This window comes from Micromonospora sp. NPDC005324, from assembly GCF_040607155.1.
GTDB classification, from domain to species: domain Bacteria; phylum Actinomycetota; class Actinomycetes; order Mycobacteriales; family Micromonosporaceae; genus Micromonospora; species Micromonospora trifolii.
The window spans coordinates 1-19726 of sequence record NZ_JBEXGE010000064.1; the positions used below are offsets into that span (position 1 = coordinate 1).

Annotated in this window: 21 protein-coding genes and 2 pseudogenes; 10 read left to right on the forward strand and 13 right to left on the reverse strand. The window is 71.2% G+C overall.

Annotated features, from left to right (window positions below; all coding sequences use genetic code 11):
- Positions 1-206, reverse strand: a pseudogene (locus ABZS40_RS34585) (serine/threonine-protein phosphatase); the annotation flags it as partial.
- Positions 207-515: 309 nt separating this feature from the next.
- On the opposite strand from ABZS40_RS34585, the gene ABZS40_RS34590 reads away from it, so the two are divergent.
- The 5 genes from ABZS40_RS34590 (at position 516) to ABZS40_RS34610 (ending at position 5767) form a co-directional block, all read left to right on the forward strand.
- Positions 516-647 (forward strand): hypothetical protein, encoded by a 132-nt coding sequence (locus tag ABZS40_RS34590; RefSeq protein ID WP_354948658.1) that lies wholly within the window; start codon positions 516-518, stop codon positions 645-647.
- Between the two features lie 37 nt (positions 648-684).
- A complete protein-coding gene (locus ABZS40_RS34595; RefSeq protein ID WP_354948660.1) occupies positions 685-1593 on the forward strand; it encodes a hypothetical protein in 909 nt (302 codons plus the stop codon).
- Positions 1594-2553: 960 nt separating this feature from the next.
- On the forward strand, positions 2554-4575 hold the full coding sequence (locus ABZS40_RS34600; RefSeq protein ID WP_354948691.1) for a heavy metal translocating P-type ATPase: 2022 nt from the start codon (positions 2554-2556) through the stop codon (positions 4573-4575).
- Between the two features lie 10 nt (positions 4576-4585).
- The gene (locus ABZS40_RS34605) at positions 4586-5017 is read left to right on the forward strand and encodes a DUF6153 family protein (RefSeq protein WP_354948662.1); all 432 of its coding nucleotides are present in this window, start codon (positions 4586-4588) and stop codon (positions 5015-5017) included.
- An 87-nt stretch (positions 5018-5104) separates the two neighbouring features.
- Complete coding sequence (locus ABZS40_RS34610; protein ID WP_354948664.1) at positions 5105-5767, forward strand: DUF305 domain-containing protein; 663 nt, start codon at positions 5105-5107, stop codon at positions 5765-5767.
- 249 nt (positions 5768-6016) lie between these two features.
- Here ABZS40_RS34610 and ABZS40_RS34615 read toward each other — a convergent pair whose 3' ends face one another.
- The 3 genes and pseudogenes from ABZS40_RS34615 to ABZS40_RS34625 all read right to left on the reverse strand — a co-directional run.
- Positions 6017-7342 carry a GNAT family N-acetyltransferase gene (locus tag ABZS40_RS34615; protein WP_354948693.1) on the reverse strand — a complete coding sequence of 442 codons (1326 nt, stop codon included), beginning with the start codon at positions 7340-7342 and terminating at the stop codon, positions 6017-6019.
- On the reverse strand, positions 7339-7968 hold the full coding sequence (locus ABZS40_RS34620; protein WP_354948695.1) for a hypothetical protein: 630 nt from the start codon (positions 7966-7968) through the stop codon (positions 7339-7341). The genes ABZS40_RS34615 and ABZS40_RS34620 overlap by 4 nt, the downstream gene beginning before the upstream one ends.
- 232 nt (positions 7969-8200) lie before the next feature.
- A pseudogene (locus ABZS40_RS34625) lies at positions 8201-8638 on the reverse strand (MFS transporter); the annotation flags it as partial.
- Positions 8639-8834: 196 nt separating this feature from the next.
- Here ABZS40_RS34625 and ABZS40_RS34630 point away from each other — a divergent pair.
- Positions 8835-9446 carry a TetR/AcrR family transcriptional regulator gene (locus ABZS40_RS34630; RefSeq protein ID WP_354948666.1) on the forward strand — a complete coding sequence of 204 codons (612 nt, stop codon included), beginning with the start codon at positions 8835-8837 and terminating at the stop codon, positions 9444-9446.
- Between the two features lie 133 nt (positions 9447-9579).
- Here ABZS40_RS34630 and ABZS40_RS34635 read toward each other — a convergent pair whose 3' ends face one another.
- Positions 9580-11562 (reverse strand): heavy metal translocating P-type ATPase, encoded by a 1983-nt coding sequence (locus tag ABZS40_RS34635; RefSeq protein WP_354948668.1) that lies wholly within the window; start codon positions 11560-11562, stop codon positions 9580-9582.
- A 76-nt stretch (positions 11563-11638) separates the two neighbouring features.
- Here ABZS40_RS34635 and ABZS40_RS34640 point away from each other — a divergent pair, with 76 nt between their 5' ends.
- Together ABZS40_RS34640 and ABZS40_RS34645 are read left to right on the forward strand one after the other, a co-directional pair.
- A complete protein-coding gene (locus tag ABZS40_RS34640) occupies positions 11639-12055 on the forward strand; it encodes a metalloregulator ArsR/SmtB family transcription factor (RefSeq protein WP_354948670.1) in 417 nt (138 codons plus the stop codon).
- A gap of 290 nt (positions 12056-12345) precedes the next feature.
- Complete coding sequence (locus ABZS40_RS34645) at positions 12346-13638, forward strand: MFS transporter (protein ID WP_354948672.1); 1293 nt, start codon at positions 12346-12348, stop codon at positions 13636-13638.
- Here ABZS40_RS34645 and ABZS40_RS34650 read toward each other — a convergent pair.
- The 8 genes from ABZS40_RS34650 to ABZS40_RS34685 all read right to left on the reverse strand — a co-directional run bounded on the left by ABZS40_RS34650 (position 13635) and on the right by ABZS40_RS34685 (position 18459).
- Positions 13635-13775, reverse strand: coding sequence for a hypothetical protein (locus ABZS40_RS34650; RefSeq protein WP_354948674.1), 141 nt, complete (start codon positions 13773-13775; stop codon positions 13635-13637). The genes ABZS40_RS34645 and ABZS40_RS34650 overlap by 4 nt on opposite strands.
- On the reverse strand, positions 13759-14163 hold the full coding sequence (locus ABZS40_RS34655; RefSeq protein ID WP_354948676.1) for a MerR family transcriptional regulator: 405 nt from the start codon (positions 14161-14163) through the stop codon (positions 13759-13761). Before ABZS40_RS34655 ends, ABZS40_RS34650 begins: the two co-directional genes overlap by 17 nt.
- Before the next feature lie 40 nt (positions 14164-14203).
- Positions 14204-14536 (reverse strand): hypothetical protein, encoded by a 333-nt coding sequence (locus ABZS40_RS34660; protein ID WP_354948678.1) that lies wholly within the window; start codon positions 14534-14536, stop codon positions 14204-14206.
- Between the two features lie 137 nt (positions 14537-14673).
- Positions 14674-15927, reverse strand: a complete 1254-nt coding sequence (locus ABZS40_RS34665) for an MFS transporter (RefSeq protein WP_354948680.1) — start codon at positions 15925-15927, stop codon at positions 14674-14676.
- Positions 15927-17354, reverse strand: coding sequence for an NAD(P)-binding domain-containing protein (locus tag ABZS40_RS34670; RefSeq protein ID WP_354948682.1), 1428 nt, complete (start codon positions 17352-17354; stop codon positions 15927-15929). The genes ABZS40_RS34665 and ABZS40_RS34670 overlap by 1 nt, the downstream gene beginning before the upstream one ends.
- A gap of 76 nt (positions 17355-17430) precedes the next feature.
- Complete coding sequence (locus ABZS40_RS34675; RefSeq protein ID WP_354948684.1) at positions 17431-17925, reverse strand: N-acetyltransferase family protein; 495 nt, start codon at positions 17923-17925, stop codon at positions 17431-17433.
- Complete coding sequence (locus ABZS40_RS34680) at positions 17925-18266, reverse strand: metalloregulator ArsR/SmtB family transcription factor (RefSeq protein ID WP_354948697.1); 342 nt, start codon at positions 18264-18266, stop codon at positions 17925-17927. The genes ABZS40_RS34675 and ABZS40_RS34680 overlap by 1 nt, the downstream gene beginning before the upstream one ends.
- A 43-nt stretch (positions 18267-18309) precedes the next feature.
- Positions 18310-18459 (reverse strand): hypothetical protein, encoded by a 150-nt coding sequence (locus tag ABZS40_RS34685; RefSeq protein WP_354948686.1) that lies wholly within the window; start codon positions 18457-18459, stop codon positions 18310-18312.
- 86 nt (positions 18460-18545) lie between these two features.
- Between ABZS40_RS34685 and ABZS40_RS34690 the strand changes: the two genes are divergently transcribed.
- On the forward strand, positions 18546-18923 hold the full coding sequence (locus ABZS40_RS34690; RefSeq protein ID WP_354948688.1) for a metalloregulator ArsR/SmtB family transcription factor: 378 nt from the start codon (positions 18546-18548) through the stop codon (positions 18921-18923).
- 156 nt (positions 18924-19079) lie between these two features.
- Positions 19080-19726: helix-turn-helix domain-containing protein (locus ABZS40_RS34695; RefSeq protein WP_354948690.1), on the forward strand; the 647-nt coding region annotated here is incomplete at its 3' end.

Here is a 19726-nt window from a genome sequence, read left to right on the forward strand (position 1 = left end):
GTGCCGTCAATGTCGATCGGGTCGCGGGCCGGCGCGCTGCCGCCGATCAGCGGAAGCAGTAGCCGCTGCTGATGGTCCACCAGGTAGATCACCAGCGCACGCGCGTCCAGCAGCGGCGCCGCCCGCATCGCCATCTCCGGCAGATCATCCGGACGCGCGTGGTGCGACTGCTGCAGCAACTGCCGCAGCGACTCCAAACTACTCACGTTCTGCCTTCCCTGGCCCGGCTCAGAGATTGCCACCCAGCACCAGCCGGGAGGCTCTTGCGGTAGAGCCACGTCACACAGTGCACCACGTCCGCTACCTGGCACTTGCGTCATGCAACCAGCCCACTGCTGCTGCCCGCTGTCGTGTCGAACCGCCTCATCGAGGGCGTCCCATGGTTACGCCGCCACCCGTCCCGGGTAGATCAACTCACTCGTGCCGTCCGACCGGTCAACAGGTTGTGAGGGTGAGACCGGTCCGACGACGAGGGGTGCCAGGTGCGTGAGTGGTTGCGGTCCGCGGAAAGGCGGATGCGACGCGCCGGTCTCCCGGTGCTCGAAGCGAGCATGGCGGCGGTCCTCGCCTGGGTCGTCGCCGCTGAGATCATCGGCCATCCGGACCCCGCGTTCGCGCCGTCCGCCGCGCTGGTTGTCCTTTGGTGAGTCCCGTGGGCGACGCCTTCGGCAGACTATCGAGATCGTGCTCGGCGTTGCCGCTGGCGTGCTTGTCGCGGACCTGGTGGTGCAAGCGCTCGGCCCGGGCATCAGCACGATCGTCATCGTCCTCCTGCTGACCATCGCTCCGATGGTCGCGATGGGCGCGAGCAGCACGCTTGTCGTACAAGCGGCGATCAGCGCGCTCTATCTTGTCGTGGTGGCCGCACCGCAGGGCACCTTCATACCGTTCCGGTTCGTCGACGCGCTGATCGGCGGCGCGGTCGCGCTCACCGCGAGCCAGCTTTCCGTCGCCCGGAAACCCCTCGCCCCACTCGTCGCGGAGGCCAGGCGGACCTTCGCCGACCTGGCTGATCTGCTCGATACCATCAACAAGGCGCTCGACGAGTGTGACGAGTCGGCGGCCAGCACCGCTCTGGACCGGGCGTACCAGCTGAAGGTGTGCGTGGATCGGCTCCGCAGTGCGGTGTGGGCCGCAGGCGAGACGCTCCAGCTCAGGGTGCGTCGACGCCGTCACCTAGGCAAGGTGGAGAAGGTCGAGGCGACCGCGGGCCAACTCGACCACGTCGTGGGTGACATCCGGGTGCTGGCCCGCAACGCGGTGACCCTGATCCGGCTACACACGACGACGCCGCCTGAGCTGAGCGAGGCGATCCATGCGCTGGCCGGCGCCGTTCGTGCCGCGGGGGAGGCGATGACGACGGACCTGACTGGCCACGACGACCCGGACTGGCATGCCGGCCGGGCCGATGACGGCGCATTGCAGGCCGTTCGGATCGCCGCCAAACTGCTCGAGACCGATCTAACCTTGCCGCTCACCATAATCATCGGCCAGATTCGGATGACCGCCGTCGACCTGCTACGCGGGGTGGGTCACGACGACGTCGCCGTGCTGAGCCGCGTGGACGAGGCCCTGGGCCTGGCCGCGGTATAACCCGCTGCCGCGACCAGCGAATAACCGCCCAGGATCGGCTGACCTGCTCCTCGCGGGAAAACCCCGCAACTCGTCAGGTGCCCTCCGAACCGCCTGCGACGGTTAATCGCCTTCTCGCAGCCGCTCGACCGCCGCAGCAGGTTCCGCGTCGAGCAGTAGCTGATGCTGCCGGACCGCCCCCGCCGTTGATGGCTTGGCCGGTCGAGGGCCGTCCGGCTGGCATGTGCCGACCCCGCCGGGCACGTCGGCACCATTCGGTGCAGGTCTTTCGGCCAGGGCTTAAAGAGGTAGGTCGCTTGGGCTCTCGGCGAATCGCGGGTTGACCCGCTACGGCCTGCGCCAGCGTGGCGCGATGCCGGCATCCCGCTGACGTGCCGGTGCCGACACGCGCAGGTCTGGTCGCTCCCAGGCGACGGTTCACCACGTGCGCATCGCATGACTTGTGATCGCGTTAAAGAGTGTGCGCCCCGTTTCCCGATTGCTCTGGCGGCGTACCGGCTACGAGGCGACCGCCACCCGCCGCGCACGGCCGGCGGCGACGCGTAGGCCGTGTCGCATCAACGCTGTTGATCGGCGATCAAGTCTGGCGCGATGCGGGCCGCTGCTCCTTTGGTGGCGAAGTGACGAACTGCGGGCTCCTGTCCTGCGTCGCTGACAAATGCTGGCTTCACGAGGGTGACGTGCGGAACGTCGACACACCTGGACGGCAATACCCCCGGGGGGTATCTTGAGGGTGAGGAGGCGGTGAGGATGTCGCACGAGGACGAGCACCACCGGATGTGGACGCCGGGTGAGACCGTGGACCGACACGGCGGCCACGGTGATCACCGAAGTAGCCGAGAGGGTCTGGGCGGGGAGCCTGTTCAGCCCAGCACCCACGCCGGCACTGCCGGGCACGCCGGCACTGCCGGGCACGCCGGCCATGGCGGGCACGAGAAGCACGCCGGGCATGACCCGGAGATGTTCCGCCACAAATTCTGGCTGAGTCTCGTCTTGACGGTGCCGATCGTGGTGACCAGTCACATGGTGATGGGCTGGTTCGGCTATCGGCTGGACTTCCCGGGCGTCGACTGGGTGGGTCCGGTGCTGGGCACGGTGGTGTTCGTCTACGGCGGGTGGCCGTTCCTGCAGGGCGCGGTGCGGGAGGTCCGTGACCGGGCGCCGGGGATGATGCTGCTGATCGCGATGGCCATCACCGTGGCGTACGTGGCCTCGGCGGCGACCGCGCTGGGCGTGTTCGACCTGGACTTCTGGTGGGAGTTGGCGGCTCTGGTCACGATCATGCTGCTCGGGCACTGGCAGGAGATGAAGGCCATCGGTCAGGCTCAGGGCGCCCTGTCGGCCCTGGCCGCGCTGCTGCCGGACGAGGCCGAACGCCTCGGCGGTGACGGACAGCCCGAACGGGCGCGGGTCAGCGACCTAGGCGTCGGCGACGTGGTCCTGGTGCGCCCAGGTGGGCGGGTGCCGGCCGACGGGCGCATCACCGACGGCCGCGCGGAGTTGGACGAGTCGATGATCACCGGAGAGTCCCGGCCGGTCGGCCGCGCCCGTGGCGACCGGGTGGTGGCGGGCACGGTCGCCACCGACGCGGCCATCCGGGTGCGCGTCGAGGCCGTCGGCGAGGACACCGCCCTGGCCGGCATCCAACGCCTCGTCGCGCAGGCCCAGCAGTCCAGCGGCAGGGCGCAGTTCCTCGCTGACCGGTTTGCGGCCTGGCTGTTCTACATCGCCACCGTCACCGCCGCCGCGACGCTGCTGATCTGGACCCTGGTCGGCAACCTCGACGAGGCCGTCGTCCGCACCGTCACGGTGTTGGTGATCGCCTGCCCGCACGCGCTGGGCCTGGCCATCCCGCTGGTGATCGCCCTGTCCACCGCCGTGGCCGCGAAGGGCGGCATCCTGGTCAAGGACCGCCTCGCCCTGGAGCGGATGCGCACCATCGACACGGTGCTGTTCGACAAGACCGGCACCCTGACCCGCGGCGAGCACGTCGTCGCCGGTGTCGCCGCCACCGGCGGCGTCAGCGAGACCGACGTGCTGGCCGTCGCGGCGGCGGTGGAGGCCGACAGCGAACACCCCCTGGCGCGGGCCATCGTCACCGCCGCCGCCCAGCAGGGCGCCCGACGCACCGCGACCGGCTTCCAGTCGCTGACCGGTCGCGGGGTGCGCGCCGACGTCGACGGCGTCAGCTATGCCGTCGGCGGACCGGCTCTGTTGCGCGAACTCGACGCCACGGCGCCCGGCGACCTCGACGAGCACCGGGCCGAGTGGTCCCGGCGGGGAGCGGCGGTACTACACCTGCTGCGGCTCGACGGCGAGCAGGCACGCGTCATCGGCGCCCTCGCCCTCGAAGACCAGATCCGCCCCGAGGCGCGCCAAGCCATCGCCGACCTACGTCAGCAGGGCATCCGCAAGATCGTGATGATCACCGGAGACGCGCGGCCGGTTGCCGAGGCGGTCGCCGCCGACCTGGGCTTCCGGCCCGGTGAGGACGAGGTGTTCGCCGAGGTGCTGCCCGCCGACAAGGACGAGGCGGTCGGCGAGCTGCAACGCCGGGGCCTGCGGGTGGCGATGGTCGGTGACGGCGTGAACGACGCTCCCGCGCTGGCCCGCGCCGACGTCGGCATCGCCATCGGCGCCGGCACCGACGTCGCGATCGAATCCGCGGGCGTCGTGCTCGCCTCCTCCGACCCGCGCGGGGTCACCGGAGTCATCCGGCTCTCGCGCGCCTCCTACCGCAAGATGATCCAAAATCTGGCCTGGGCCGCCGGCTACAACGTCGTCGCCCTGCCCTTGGCCGCCGGGGCTCTGGCCTGGGCCGGAGTGAGCCTGAGCCCCGCGGTCGCCGCGGTGCTGATGTCCGCCTCCACCATCGTGGTCGCGCTCAACGCTCAACTGCTGCGCCGCGTGCAGCTACGCCACCCGGATGATTCAGCTCTTGATCGCGGGTTCGCCTCGAAGGATCCGGCGCCGGTCCGTTAGCGTGAAGCGCATGACACCGCCAGCAGCACGAACCGGGCTCCTCGTCCGGTTCGTGCTGCTGGCCTGCACCCTTGTCGGGCTGGCCGCCATGCACAGCCTCGGCCACGACCCCGTCATGTCGATGCGATCCGCCGCCGGGCACGCCGATCACGCTGCCGGGCAGCCGGCCCCGCCCGCGGCCCACGGTTGCGGCAGCGACAGCTGCGATCACCCATCGGCTTCCCCGCTGGGCCACGGCACTGGGCACCTGCCCGGTTGGCAGGTGTGCCTGGCCCTCGTGGCGGCTGTCGGCCTCGCGGTGGCCCTCGGCGTACTCCTGCTCGCCCGCACGAGTCACGCCCGCCTACGGCAGCGCCCCCGCCGGCGTGCCGCGAGTTCCCGGGCGCCACCAGCGCCCCGCATCGGATTGCACCTGGCCTCGGTGTCGGTGCTGCGCGTATAGGCGCTGCGACCTGCGGCGGGACACGTCCCGCCGGCTCGCACGCACCTGTTCCCGCAGTTTCCTCGACATCGAAAGGCACATCCTGCGATGACTCGCACCCGCCTGCGCCGCGCCGTCCTGACCGCGGCCAGTCTCACCACCGCCGTCGCGCTCGCCGGCTGCGGCACCGACCAGCACGGCTCCGCCGCCGGGGGCCACAACAGCGACAGCATGGCCAGCCCGACGCTCAGCCCGGCCCCGAGCAGCCCTGGCGCTGCCAACGCCGCCGACGTCACGTTCGCCCAGGCGATGATCCCGCATCACCAGCAGGCCGTGCAGATGGCCGACCTCGCCGCCTCCCGCGCAACCGACGCCGACGTCACGCACCTGGCCGCCCAGATCAAGGCCGCTCAGGCACCGGAGATCACCACCATGACTCGGTGGCTGGCCGCCTGGGGCACACCGGCGCCAACGGCCACCGCCTCCGGCGCGCATCACGGTGAGGACGCCAACGCCTCACCCGGCACGGACCATGGCATGGCGGGCATGATGACCGACGCCGACATGGCCGCGCTCGCCGCCGCGACCGGCGCGGACTTCGACCGGCAGTTCCTCACGATGATGATTGCCCACCACCGGGGTGCCATCAGCATGGCCAAAAACGAGATCAGCAACGGCGCCAACAGCGACGCCAAAGCCCTCGCCCAGCAGATCGCCGACGACCAGCAGGCCGAGATCGACACCATGAACAGGATCCTCGCCCGCCTCTGAGTGCTGCAGTGTGTGCCCGGGCGTTCTCGACGCCCGGGCACACCGTTTCGTGTGTGGACAATCCCCGCAGCGCCAGGCCGAGGCCGGCAACAACGGTCGACTCGGCCGCCGCACTCGCGCAGCCGCCCCCAAAGCTGTGCTTGGGGCTTCGTTGCCTCCGCGGCGAAGACGCCGGCTCCAGAACCTGGATGTTCGCGGGAAGCGGCCCGTGCCCGGCCGCCGCGATACGGCGTCGACTCGGCCCGCTGGTCAGTTGCGGGGCCAGACCCGCACGGGCACTCGGGGAAACGCCGCCGTCAGAAACTGTTCGGTGACGCGGTCACGCAGAAGGCAGTCCGGCCAGGCGTCCAGCACGTCGGGCAGGGTGCGATGCCCGAGGGCCAGGTGAAGCAGCCCACCGGGCGGGATGGCGGCGTGGGTCCCGGGGTCGGTGGCAGGACTGACGGCGCCCCGCAGGACCGTCACCGCGCTCAGCTCGCCGTCGGTGAACTCCAGCCGAGCGGCTCGGCCGTAGGTGTCGATGGTCAAGGCCGGCTCGTGCCACCGCAGGTCGGCGGCGCGCCAGCGCTCCCGCAGCAGCGGCAGCAGCCGGGCGAGCAGCTCGACCAGGTCGCCGATGCGGACGTACCAACCCCTGGGTCGCCTCGGCACACCGGGCGGGCCGAGTCGGGCCAGGGGGTGCTCCGGGTCGAGGATGGGGCGCACCGCGGTGAACGGCTGACCGGCCGATGCCTCGTACTGCCGGCCGACGTGGCCCAGGTGTGCGTGCATCACGGCGGCGGCGCGCGGCCAGTCGACTGGTCGCTGACACGCGGCCGCGACCACCACCAGCTCGCCGGTAGCGGAGAGCCGGGCGCCGTGGACCAGGTATCCGAGTACCTCGGCGTCGTGCGCTAGGACGGCGACGACGCGGCGGGCGAGATCCGCCGGACGGCGCCCGGTGATCTCGTACCGCCACACCGTCGCGTCCCTCGGGCAGACAAGAGCGTTGCCGTCGGCGAGGCGTCGGTCAATGTCGGCGAGGGCGTCCGCGTCGGCGACGGTGCCCGGGCGCACCGTCATGCCGGCAATACGGTTGTCCGAGCGGTCCTGGGAGGCGCCCGGCAGCGCGGACGAGGGCATCGAGCAGGCGCCGTCGTTGGCCAGGGCGTAGTCGTAGCCGAGCCGCCGGTAGAAGTACGGGATTCCCTCGATCATCTGGACCGGCACACCGTCGAGCGCGTATCGGTGGTGCAGGGCGGCGAACAGGTGCTCGGTGAGCCGGTTGCCGCGGTGCTCCGGCGCCGTACCGACCAACTCGACCTGGGCTACCGGCAGCGGGACTCCGGCCAGGCTCCAGTTCTGCCGCAGCCCGACCAGGCTGGCGACCGGGCGGCCGGTGGCGGTGTCCTCGGCGACCAGGAAGTCGTCGGGCGCGACCGAGGGATGACCGTCCAGCAGGTCTTCGACCCAGGCGGCGATGCCGGGGTGCGGTTGCCCACCGGTTACCGATTGAAGCTGAACCGACGCGTGAAGGCGAGCGAGCGCGGGGGCGTCGGAGACCCGGCCCGGCCGCACCACGTAACGGTCGTTCACCGGGAGCGGGGATTTGGGGTGATGGCCAGCGCGGCGACGGCAGTGACGACGGCGACGATCGCGGCGGTGGTGAAGCCGCGCGAGAAGCCGCCGGTGCCGGTGCCGGCGATGCTGACGGCGGCCACGCTCGAGACGACTGCTGCGCCGACGGAGGCCCCGAATTCGTGGAAGGTGCTGACGATTCCCGAGGCCAGGCCTGCTTCGTGGGCCGCGACCTGTCCCAGCGCGGTGGCGGCCGACACCACGAAAAGGGTTCCGGTACCGGCCGCCGCGACCGCCATACCGGCCACCAGGGGGGCGGCTCCGGTCCAGATCGCCGGGACAGCCAGGCCGGCGGCGGCAACGGTCAGCCCGGCCACCGCCAAGGTGCGGGCTCCGGTGCGGCCGATGACGCGTCCGGCCGCCTGTGCGCCGAGCATGGTGGACAGCGCGCTGGGCAGGAAGAGCAGGCCGGTGGTCAGTGCGCCGTAGCCGTAGTGCTGCTGCAGCGCGAACGTGCCGAGGAAGAACATCATGATCATGAGTGCGGTGGCGACGAGGATCAGCAGGCTGCCGGTCGCCACGGGCCTGCGGGCCAGGAGCCGTACGTCCATCAGTGGGCTGGCGGCGAGGCGCTGGCGGGCCACGAAAGCGGTGTAGACAAGCGCCGACACCAGCAGCAGGAGCGCGGTGCTCCAGGTGGCCCCAGCCGTGCTCTCCCGCCCTGATCAGCGCATAAATCAAGGTCGCGGTCGCGGTTGTCGCCAAGGCGGCGCCGGCAACGTCGAGCGTGGCGTGCGGTGCGGATGCGCGCTGCGCTGGTAGGTGCGAGCGCAGCGTGAACAGCAGCACCACCGCGACGGGGACGTTGATGAAGAAGATCCACGCCCAGCCCGGTCCGGCGGTGAGGAGCCCGCCGAGCAGGACGCCGAGCGCGGCGCCGCTGCCGCCCAGCGCGGACCAGATGCCGAGCGCCTTGTTGCGTTCGTCGCCGTCGAAGGTGGTGACGATGAGCGAGAGGGCCGCCGGGGACAGCATGGCGGCGGCCAGTCCCTGCGCCACTCGGCCGGTGAGAAGCAGGGGCCCGGAGGTCGCCAGTCCGGCGGTCAAGGAGGCGAGGGCGAACAGCAGCAGACCGGTCAGGATGAGCCGGCGGGGGCCGAACAGGTCGGCGGCGCGACCGCCGAGTAGCAGGAGTCCACCGAACGCGAGGGTGTAGCCGCTGACCACCCAGGTGAGGGTTTCCCGCCGCAGGTCAAGGTCCGCGCCCATGTGTGGCAGGGCGATCGCGACGACGGTGACGTCGAGGATGAGCATGAGCTGCGCGACGCCCACCAACCCGAGGATGCGCCAGCGTCGGGGATCCGGTGTGCGGGTCGGTTGGGTTGGAAGGGTGGCTGCGGGCGTGGACTCGGACACGGTGAGCGCCTCCGGGGCTAAGTTGTACAAGCCGTGTTCAACTTGCGTCCGGTACTGTAACCCATACACGCACTGTTTGACTTAAGGACGTCGCATGCCCCGCTCCGACACCACGGCCCGCCGGGCGGACGCTCGGCAGAACGCCGAAAAGATCGTGCAAGCGGCCGTCGCCTGCCTCGGGCGCAACCCGCAGGCGAGCATGAACGACATCGCGCAGGAGGCGGGCGTCGGCAGGGTCACCCTGTATGGACACTTCCCGTCCCGGGAGGCGCTGGTCGAGGCGGCATTGGTCCGACTGTTGGCCCGAGGCGACGAGGTGTTGGAGACCGTCGATCTCGGCGGTGATCCCCGCGACGGGCTGCGGGCGCTCATGGAGTCGGGATGGTTGCTGATCGCCCAGGCGTCGTCGGTCCTGCAAGCGGCGGAGGAGGCCCTGTCCCCAAGGCGGGTGCAGGAGCTGCACGCGAAACCGGAGCAACGGGTTCATGGCCTGATCCGTCGCGGTCAGGCCGAACGCGTGTTTCGGGCCGACATCGCCGCCGACCTGCTGTCCAGCGTCCTGCACCACATCGTGCACGGCGCGGCAGGCGACGTCGCAGCCGGACGGCTCGATCCGGCGGATGCGCCGCACGTCGTCGCCGAGATGGCCCTGGCCGTTTGCGCGCTTCCGGGCGCCGGGCGGATGTGCGGTGGGCTTGACGGGTAGGCGTGCGTCCACGGTCGTACCGCGCCGACGTGTTCGAGGACGCTGGCGGACCGGGTTTGGCCGGTGATTGCGCCCATGCGTGCCCGGCGTGGGACGTCGGTGACTTCATGGAACTCCTGTGGAACGACCCGGGTTAGTTGGGGTGCGCGGGGCGCCATGCGGCGTTGCGGAGTAGGCGCAGGCCGTTGAGTCCGACGATGACGGTGGAGCCTTCGTGGCCGGCGACGCCGAGCGGCAGTGGGAGATGGCCGAGGAGGTCCCAGCCGGCCAGGACGACGATGAACGTGGCAGCGATGATCAGGTTGGCGGTGACCAGGCGGCGGGCGCGCCGGGAGAGGTCGATCACCGCGGGGATGGTGGTCAGGTCGTCGCGGACGATGACGGCGTCGGCGGTGGCGACGCTCAGGTCGGCGCCGGAGCGGCCCATGGCGATGCCGGTGTGGGCGGCGGCGAGCGCGGGCGCGTCGTTGACGCCGTCGCCGATCAGCAGCAGCCGGTGCCCGGCGGTGGTCTGTGCGCGGACGTGGTCGACCTTCTGCTCCGGCAGCAGTCCGGCGTGGACTTCGCTGATGCCGGTGTCGGCGGCGATGCGGGCGGCTGCGGTGGCGTTGTCGCCGGTCAGCAGCATCGGTGGGGCTGTGGTGGAGGCGGTCAACGCAGCGACGGTGGACCGTGCCTGCGGGCGCAGCCGGTCGGTGAGGCCGAGAACTCCGAGGGGTCTGTTGTCGGCGAGAACCAGTACCACGGTTTCGCCGTCGTGCTCGAGTGCGGCAACGGCGTCGCGTGCGCGCCGCCAGGCCTGCCGGTCCGCGTTTGGCGGTTGGGTGTCGAGCAGACGGTGTGGGTTGCCGATCTGGACGGTGCGGCCGTCGATGTCGGCGGTGATGCCGAAGCCGGGTGAGGACGTGAACGACAGGGCGGGTCGCAGTGTCAGGTGGCGGTCGCGTGCGGCGGCGACGATGGCGCGCGCGAGGGGGTGTTCGGATGAGTTTTCGGCAGAGGCTGCCAGAGCGAGGAGCTCGTGTTCGTCGATGCTTGTGTCGGGCAGGGGCCGGATGGTGCTCAGATGGGGGCGGCCTTCAGTGAGGGTGCCGGTCTTGTCGAAGGCGACGCGGGTGGTGGCGCCGAGTTGCTCCATCACGACGGCCGACTTGACCAGGACTCCGTGGCGGCCGGCGTTGGCGATCGCCGACAGCAGCGGTGGCATGGTCGCCAGGACCACGGCACAGGGTGACGCCACGATCATGAAGGTCATGGCGCGCAGCAGGGTCGCCTGCAACTCCGCTCCGAACAGCAGCGGGATGACGAACAGGGCGATCGTAGCGGTGACCATGGCGATCGAGTAGCGCTGTTCGATCTTCTCGATGAACAGTTGGGTGGGGGCTTTCGTGGCGCTGGCCTGCTCGACCAGCGTGACGATGCGGGCGACGACGCTGTCGGCGGCGGGGCGGGCGACCCGGACGCGCAGGGCGCCGGTGCCGTTGACAGTGCCGGCGAACACCTCGTCGCCCGGTTGTTTGTCCGCTGGCAGCGGCTCGCCGGTGATGCTGGCTTGATCGACCTCGCTGATGCCGTCCTGGACGTGGCCGTCGGCGCCGATCCGTTCACCGGGCCGGACCAGGATCACGTCCCCGACGTCCAGATCGGCGGTCGCGACGCTCTGCTCGCCGTCGGCGGTGAGCCGGCTGGCGTGCTCGGGGGCGAGGTCGAGAAGCCGGCGCACGGAGTCCTCGGTGCGACGGGTCGCGACCGCCTCCAACGCGCCAGAGGTGGCGAAAATGACGATCAGAAGCGCCCCGTCGAGGACCTGACCGATCGAGGCCGCCCCGACCGCCGCGACGACCATCAGCAGATCAACATCCAGGCGGCGCTCGCGCAGCGCTTGCAGCCCGGCCCAGCCGGGCTCCCAGCCGCCGCTGGCACAACAGGCGAGATAGAGCACCCACCACACCCAGGCCGGTGCGCCGAGCAGCTGCGCGAGCAGGCCAAGAGCGAACAGCCCTTTCGCTGCGCCAGCCCAGCGGACCTCCGGAACCGACCACCACCAACCAGCTCGTGTTCGTGTCCTCAGCACCGACGGCGTTGCCGCCGCCCGAGTGCGTTCGTCGATCGTCACGGCCGACAGCGTACCTGCGCATCCGCGAAGGTACGCAAGTACGTATTCAGTTGGATGGTCAGATAGAGTGCCAGCCATGCATGAGCAGGTGCCCGACTTCGACATGCCCGACGACGAGCAGGTGGACCTCGCGGCCGAAACGTTCCGGCTGCTCGCCGACCCGACACGGATCAAGATCCTGTGGGCGCTGCTGCAGGGTGAGTCGTCCGTCGCCTGCCTGGCTGACCTCGCCGGAACCTCTCCGACGGCGGTGAGTCAGCACCTGGCGAAGCTACGCATGTCACGGCTCGTGACGGCCCGCCGGCAGGGCACGTTCATGTACTACTCAGCCGCCAACGACCACGTCCGCAAGCTCCTCGCGCAGGCACTGCGTCACGTCGACCACATCGACCCGCAACAGTCCGACGCCGATGGCCAACCGGTCGTGGCTCAGACCGGGCCCGGCGTAGGGCGGGCCCGGCCGCACGGCAAGCCGGCCGCTCGGCTCGAGTGACCGCGAGGCCACGGGAGGCCCGGCCTCGGTGATGTCGCCGCGGCAGCTGGCCTGGGGATCCGGTCCGCGCGTGCGGCAACATCCGGCCCCGCTGGTCGCGTTCGATGTGCTTCGCCATGGCCGCGCCGCCGGGTTGTTTAGTCAGCCGCTGTCTACGCGCCGGACGAAGGTGGAGCGGTTGCTGCGCCCGGCGCGCCTGCGTGAATCGCCATCTGTCGGCAGACCGGAACAAACACGCTGGCTGCCGAGCCTGTACCCGCCCGGAACGGGCCGTGCGGATAATCTCCGGCATGTCTGCTGGAGCGGATCGTGTCGACGATGCTGCCGACGCGGCGCAAGTGACCCCCACCACCGGTCGAACCCTGGTGGCGGCGAGCACTGGTCAGGCATGGCGGTTGGTCGTCGGGTTCGGTGTGGTAAGCCTGGCCGCAGACATGGTCTACGAGGGCGCCCGCTCCATCTACGGGCCGCTGCTGGCCTCGTTGGGCGCGTCGGCTGTCCTCGTCGGCCTGATCACCGGCGCCGGCGAGGCCGCGGCGTTACTGCTGCGTCTGGTGTCCGGGCCAATGGCGGACCGGACCCGCCGGTACTGGACCCTGACGATCGTGGGGTACGGACTGACCGCGGTCTGCGTACCGCTACTTGCGGTAACCCCGATTCTGGGGGGTGCCGGCCTGGCCGTGGCCGCGGTGCTGATCCTCGGCGAACGGCTCGGTAAGGCCATCCGTAGCCCGGCCAAGTCGGCGCTGCTTGCTGATGCCGCGAGCCGGGTCGGGATGGGCCGCGGGCTGGGCGTGCACAAAGCCCTCGACCAGATCGGCGCGTTCGCCGGTCCGCTGCTGGTCGCCGCGGTCGTCGCGGTGACCGCCGGCGCGCTGTGGCCGGGGCTGGCGGTGCTGACCGTGCCGGCCGTGGTGGCGATGCTCCTGCTGATCACGCTTCGGGCGCGGACCGGTGCCTCTCCCGCAGAGCGCGACACCAGCGCAAGGTCAGGGGCCGCGGCGCAGACCGGTCGGGAACCGCTACCGGGCAGGTTCCACTGGTTCGCAGCGGCGATGGCGGTGTGCACCGCTGGTCTGGTGACCTTCGGGCTGATCGGTTTTCATCTGGTGCGCGCGGGCGTGGTCGCGACAGCGGCGGTGCCGCTGATGTACGCGACGGCGATGGCTGCCGGTGCGCTCGCCGCACTGGTGACCGGGGTGTTGTACGACCGAGCCGGCCCGTGGGTTTTGGTGGCGCTACCGGCCATGATTGCCGTCGTGCCGCCGCTGGCGTTTGGTGGCGGCCTGTCGGCGGCGGTGTTCGGGGTCGTGGTCTGGGGTGCTGCTGTCGGGCTGCAGGACTCCACTGTCAAAGCCATGGTCGCCGATCTCGTGCCACGAGACCGGCGGGCCACCGCGTACGGCATCTTCGCCGCTGTGCAGGGCGCCGGAGCCCTGGCCGGCGGTGCCACGGCGGGGTTGCTCTATGACCGCTCAGTGCCAAGCCTGATCATCGCCGTGGTGCTCGCCCAGGCCGTCGCCCTGCTCATGCTCCTCGGCGTACTGGCACGAACCCGCCAGCACCGACGCGACCCTACCTAAATCCGGCTAGGCCCGATGCCGCTGGAGCCCAGCGGGATGGCGCAGTACGCCGCGTAGGTCAGCCCAGGCAGGCCGGTCAGGCCGAAGGGCAGCCCTCGGCGGGACCGGGCAGTGATCTGGTCAACGATCTTCGGCATCGGGGACTCCTCTGACGGCAATGGTGGCGAACGGGATGGGGCAGCACGGCTCTCCGGTGCACTCGACGAGGTCGTCGCAGCCAGCGTTCACCGCGGCCCGCAGGGTGCCGGCAATGACGTGCAGGTCGGCGATTTTCGCCTCGACCTCGGCGAGCTTGGCGTGGGCGCGGAACCGCAGGCCGGCGTCGGGGTGGCGGCCGTGGCGGTGCTGGCCCGCATCGAGCAGGTCGGCGACCTCGTCGAGAGTGAACCCGAGCCCCTGCGCCGTCTTGATCACTTTCAGCACGGTGACCGCTTCGGCGGGGTAGAGGCGGTGCCCGCCCAGGGTTCGTTCTGGTTCGGCGAGCAGGCCGCGGCGCTCGTAGTAGCGCAGCGTCTGCGGGTTCACCCCCCGGCCGCGGCGGCGACCTGGCTGCTGCGCAGCCCGTTCACGCCGTCATCTTGGCGGCGGCCCATTGCGCGAGCGCGTCGAGGACGTCGACGTGCGCGGCCGGCACCTGCACGTCAAGGCGCAGCGCGTCGGTGTCGCCAGTGATGGTGAAGGTGAAGAACGAGCAGCAGGAACTTTCCCGGCCGGTCAGGTCCCGGACGGTCGTCTCGGCGCCCGGATCGAGACGCCACCGCAGCTCGGTGGGGGACAGCCGCTGCTGCGCGAGCAGGGCGGTGGCGAACAGGTCGTCGAACTCGGCCACCCGCAGCGGCTGTTGCACGCTCGGCAGGATGCACGCCTCGGGCACCCACGTCTGGTCATCGCCGCTCATGCCGATGACGGTAAGCCTGTACCTGGGTACCGGATGCAAGCCCAACGCTCGACGAAGCCGCCGTGGCACCGCAGCCATTCCTCGGAGCGCCACCGGTCCGCCTGCCCGGCGGTAGTGCCTCGCCTCTGCGGGCCAGGTCAGATACTGGGGTTTGGCGCCGTGGTGGTGGCGCGGGTGAGCATGCCGGTGGCGGCGAGGGCGCAGCATGCGGCGACGGCGGTGAGCAGGGGTGTGTATCCGGCGGTGGTGTGCAGGAGGCCGGCGGCGGCGAGGGGTGCGGCGGCTTTGGCGATGGTGACGGGGGCGGCGAGTCGTCCGGCGATGGTGGCGTAGGCCATGGTGCCGTATCGGTCGGTGAGCAGGGCGGGGGTGGCGAGGCTGGTGATGCCGAAGCCGAGTCCGAAGCCGACGACGGTGATGATCGCGCCGGTGCGGGTGCCGGCGAGCAGCGGCATGGCGAGGACCGCGGCGGCCTGGGTGGCGAAGACCGCGGCGACGATCGTGGTGATGCGCAGGCGTCGGCGGGCGGCGGTGAGGACGAGTCGTCCGGTGACGGACAGCACGCCGAGCAGTCCGGTCATGGTGGCGGCGAGGGTGGCGGGATGTCCACGGCTGATGAGGTAGCCGATGAGGTGCACGGTCATGGTGCTGGTGGCCGCGCCGTGGGCGATCAGGGTCGCTGCGAGGATCCAGAACCGGGTGTCGTGCATCGCGGCCTGGGCGACGGCGCGCCGTTGGGCGTGCCCGGACCGCTCGGTGCCGGCGGGTGCCGTCGTCGCCACCGTTCGGGGCTGGCGGATGGTGAGCGCGTGCAGGGGCACGGTGACCGCGCCGTGGATGGCGGCGAGGACGAGCAGCGCGTCGCGCCAGCCGAGGTGTGCGCTTAGGAGGCCGGTCAGGGGCATGAAGATGGTGCTGGCGAACCCGGCGACGATGGTGACGGCGAGCAGGGCGGTGGTGCGCCGGTCGGGGGTGAACCAGGCGACGATGACGGCGAAGGCGGGTTCGTGGAGAACCATCGCGCCGGTGATCCCGATGCCGATCATGACGGCGTACAGCTGTCCGATGGTGTGGACCTGGGACCAAGCGATCAGCAAGGCGGTGGCGGTGATCGAGCCGGTGGTCATGAGGGCGCGTCCGCCGTGGTGGTCGAGCCACCGGCCGACGGGGATGGCCGCGAGGGCTCCAGCGAGGACCGAGGCGGTGAGCGCGCCGGTGACGGCGGTGGTGGAGACGCCGAGGGTGGCGGCCATGGGGGTGAGCAGGACGGCGTAGGCGTAGTAGAGGGTGCCGTAGCCGATGGTCGAGGTGACGGCGAGGGCGGCGACGACCCGCCAGCCGTGGTGCCCGCCGACAGTGGGGTCGGCGGGCACCGTGATGGTGGTGGGCATCAGCTGCTGCTGCTGCTGCAGCAGCCGCCTGTCTGCGCGTCGGCGGGCGCGGCGTCGAGGGTGAGCAGGGTCAGCGGCGCGGCGAGGAGCCCACCGGAGATGCCGGTGGCCAGGCCTCGTCCGGAGGTCTGGGCGGCCGGCGCCGGCGCGCAGCAGCTGTCGTTGGTCGCGGAGTCGTCGGGGTTGCTGTTGCAGACCCCGGTTTCGGGTAGGTCGAGTTGCACGTCGCGGGCTGCGGTCCAGTCTCCGGCGAGAGCGGCGACGACGGAGCGGACCTGCTCGTAGCCGGTGGCCATCAGGAAGGTCGGTGCCCGCCCGTAGGACTTCATGCCGACGGCGTGGTAGCCCGGCTCGGGGTGGGTGAGTTCGGTGACGCCGTGTGGGGGCACGGTGCCGCAGGAGTGCTCGTTGGGGTCGATCAGCGGTGCCAGGGCCCGGGTGGCGCCCATGACCGGGTCGAGGTCCAGGCGCAGCTCTGCCGCGATCGAGTGGTCGGGGCGGAAGCCGGTGGCCGCGACGATCCGGTCCACAGTGGTCTGCTCCTCGCTGCCGTCGGCGTGGCGCACGATCACGCTGACCCGGCCGTCGGTGGGGGTGAGGGCGTGCACGGAGAAGCCGGTGAGCAGGCGGATCCGGCCGGCGTCGACGTGCGCGCGCAGCCGCGAGCCGAGCGCGCCCCGCGCGGGTAGGGCGTCGGCGTCGCCGCCGCCGTAGGTGCGCGCCGGTGAGCTGGTGCGGATCGCCCAGGTCACCTCGGTGCCCGAGTGTTCGGCGGCGAGGTCGGCGAGGGAGAGCAGAGTGTTGGCGGCGGAGTGACCGGCGCCGACGACCAGGGTGTGCCGCCCGGCGAACCGGTCCCGATCGGCGCCGAGGACGTCGGGCAGTGCGTGCTCGAGGTGTGCTGCGACGGCGGTCTCACCGCGGGCGGGCAGGCCGGAGGCGCCGAGGACGTTCGGGGTGCCCCAGGTGCCGGAGGCGTCGATGACGGCACGGGCGTGGATTTCTTCGCCGTCGGTGAGGCGAACGAGGAACGGCGTGGTGTCGCGGCCGGCGGTGCGCAGCCGGTCCAGGCCGACGCGGCTGATCGCCTCGACCCGGGCGCCGTAGCGCAGGTGCGGCTTGAGCTGCGGCAGTTGGGCGAAGGGCTGGAGGTAGACGTCGGCCAACTCCGCGCCGGTGGGCAGGTCCTCCAGGTCGGGGGCGACCCAGCCGGCGTCGTCGAGCAGGCGGCGGGCGGCGGGGTCGATGTTGTAGCGCCAGGGGGAGAAAACGCGCACGTGTCCCCACTGCCGCATGGCGGCGCCGGGGGTGTCACCGGCCTCCAGGACGAGGAACGGTAGGTCACGCTCGTGTAGGTGCGCGGTGGCGGCCAGGCCGACCGGGCCGGCGCCGATGACCACGACGGGCAACTCGTTCAGGGCGCTCATCAGGTGTCTCCTCTGTGTTGAGAATTGTCGAATCAAGAGGGTGTGGTGGTGCTGTGGTGGCAGGGCGCGGGAGGGTTCAGATGGTGGGGCTGCGGCGCTCCAGCAGGATCACGTCGCGCCACCGGCCGTGGTGGCGTCCCACCCGTTCGCGGACGCCGATCACGCGGAATCCGGCGCGTTGGTGCAGGCGGAGGCTGGCGGTGTTCTCACCGAAGACGACTGACTGGATGGTCCAGATGCCGGCTGCCTCGGTGGAGGTGATCAGCGCGTCCAGCAGCAGTCCGGCCACGCCCTGTCCGCGCGCGGCGGGGTCGGTGTAGACGGAGTGCTCGACCACCCCGGCGTAGACCGGGCGGGTCGACGTTGGTGAGACCGCGACCCACCCGAGCACGGCGCCGTCGCCGTCGACGGCCACGAAGCGGTGCTGCGGCAGTCGGGCGGCGTCGAACGCGGTCCAGGTGGGTGCGGTGGTCTCGAAGCTGGCGTTACTGCCGTCGAGGCCCGCCTGGTAGATCGCGAGGACCCGGTTGGCGTCGTCGGCGCTCATCGGGCGGACGGTGACCTGGGCCATCAGCAGGCTGCGACCGGCGTGGGGGCGGGGCGGCCCATGACCACGTCGGCGGCCGACGGGAAGCAGCCGACGCAGGCGTCGTTGATCCGGTAGTGCCGGGCGGTGCCGACCGGCTCGACGAGGACGAACCGCACCTCGGTGAGGATCTTCAGGTGCTGCGAGACCGTGGACTGCGCCAGGCCGACGGCGGCGACGATCTCGCCTACGCTCATCGGGCGCGCCTGGCGGGCCAGGTACTCCACGATCTGCACGCGCGTCGCATCCGCCAGGGCCCGGAACCAGGAGGCGTAGGTCTCCGCGGTCGCCCGGTCGAATAGGTCACCCACCGCAACTCCCTCTATCGCCTATCGCCGATCAACGATTAAGACTACCCGGCGGGTTCCGTCACCACCGGCCGTACGCCGCGTAGGCGTAGGTGCGAGTGGCGTCGTAGTGGCGCTGAGCGCGCTGCTCGGTGGTGGTGACCCGAGCGCACGCGTCGCAGAACCGGATACCGGCGGCCGGTGGCGAGGATCGACGGGCGAACCGGAGCATGGCGGTCTCCTTCCTCCGAACGGCTGTCTTGACGTTCGTCGAATCAGAGAGTTGCACACTGATTAGGGAAGTGTCAATCTAGAGGAATGTCGAAGCAAGCTGCTCCGCTCGCCCTGATCGACCTGACTGCCGAGACGCCGTGCTGCCCACCATTGGCGCAGCGGCGCGTGCCCGCCGAGGCCGCGGCGATGCTGGCGCCGGCGTTCAAGGCCCTCGGCGACCCGGTGCGACTGCAGCTGCTGTCGATGATCGCCTCCGCCGACAGCGGGGAGGCGTGCGTCTGCGACCTGACCCCGGCGTTCGACCTGAGCGGGCCGACGATCTCGCACCACCTCAAGACGCTGCGCGAAGCGGGCCTCGTCGACGCCGAACGGCGCGGCACCTGGGTCTACTACCGCGCCCGGCCGGCCATCCTGCGCCAGCTCGCCGCACTGCTCAGCGTGCAGCCGACGCCCGTCGCCTGAGCCGGGACAGACCCCGCGACGCGGTCGCGGCCAGCGCGGCGACGACGTGCGCGGCGTCGCGACCGACACCGCGCAGGGGACCCGCGTCCGCCTCCCGATGAGGCTCGCCGCACTTTCCGCTTGACAGGATCAGAAGGCTCAACAATCATTGAGTCAATGGTTGTCGAGTTTTCTTCGGTGCAGGGGCGCGCCCGGATCCACGCCGCGCTCGGCGACCCGGCGCGCCTGGCGATCGTGGACGCGCTCACCCTCGGCGACGCGTCCCCCGGCGAGATCGCCCACGACCTCGACCTGCCGACGAACCTCATCGCTCACCACGTCAAGGTCCTCACCGAGGCGGGCCTGGTCGTCCGGGATCGTTCCGAGGGTGACCGCCGTCGGACCTACCTGCGGCTGCGCCCAGAGGCCCTGGCCGCGCTGACACCGGCGCCGCTGGCGGGGGTGGGCCGGGTGGTGTTCGTGTGCACCCGCAACTCCGCCCGCTCGCAGCTCGCCGCCGCCCTGTGGTCCGATCGCGCTCACACCCCAGCGGCGTCGGCGGGGACGAAGCCCGCCGAACGGGTTCACCCCCGCGCGGTCGCGGTGGCCCAGCGACACGGGCTGACGCTCAACCCGGTCGGCACCTCCCACGTCGCCGACATCGTGCGCGACGACGACCTAATCATCGCCGTCTGCGACAACGCCCACGAGGAACTCACCGGCCCAGTCCGGCCCCGGCTGCACTGGTCGGTGCCCGACCCGGTCCGGGCCGACACCGACGATGCGTTCGAAGCCGCGTTCGCCGACCTCGCCGCCCGCGTCGA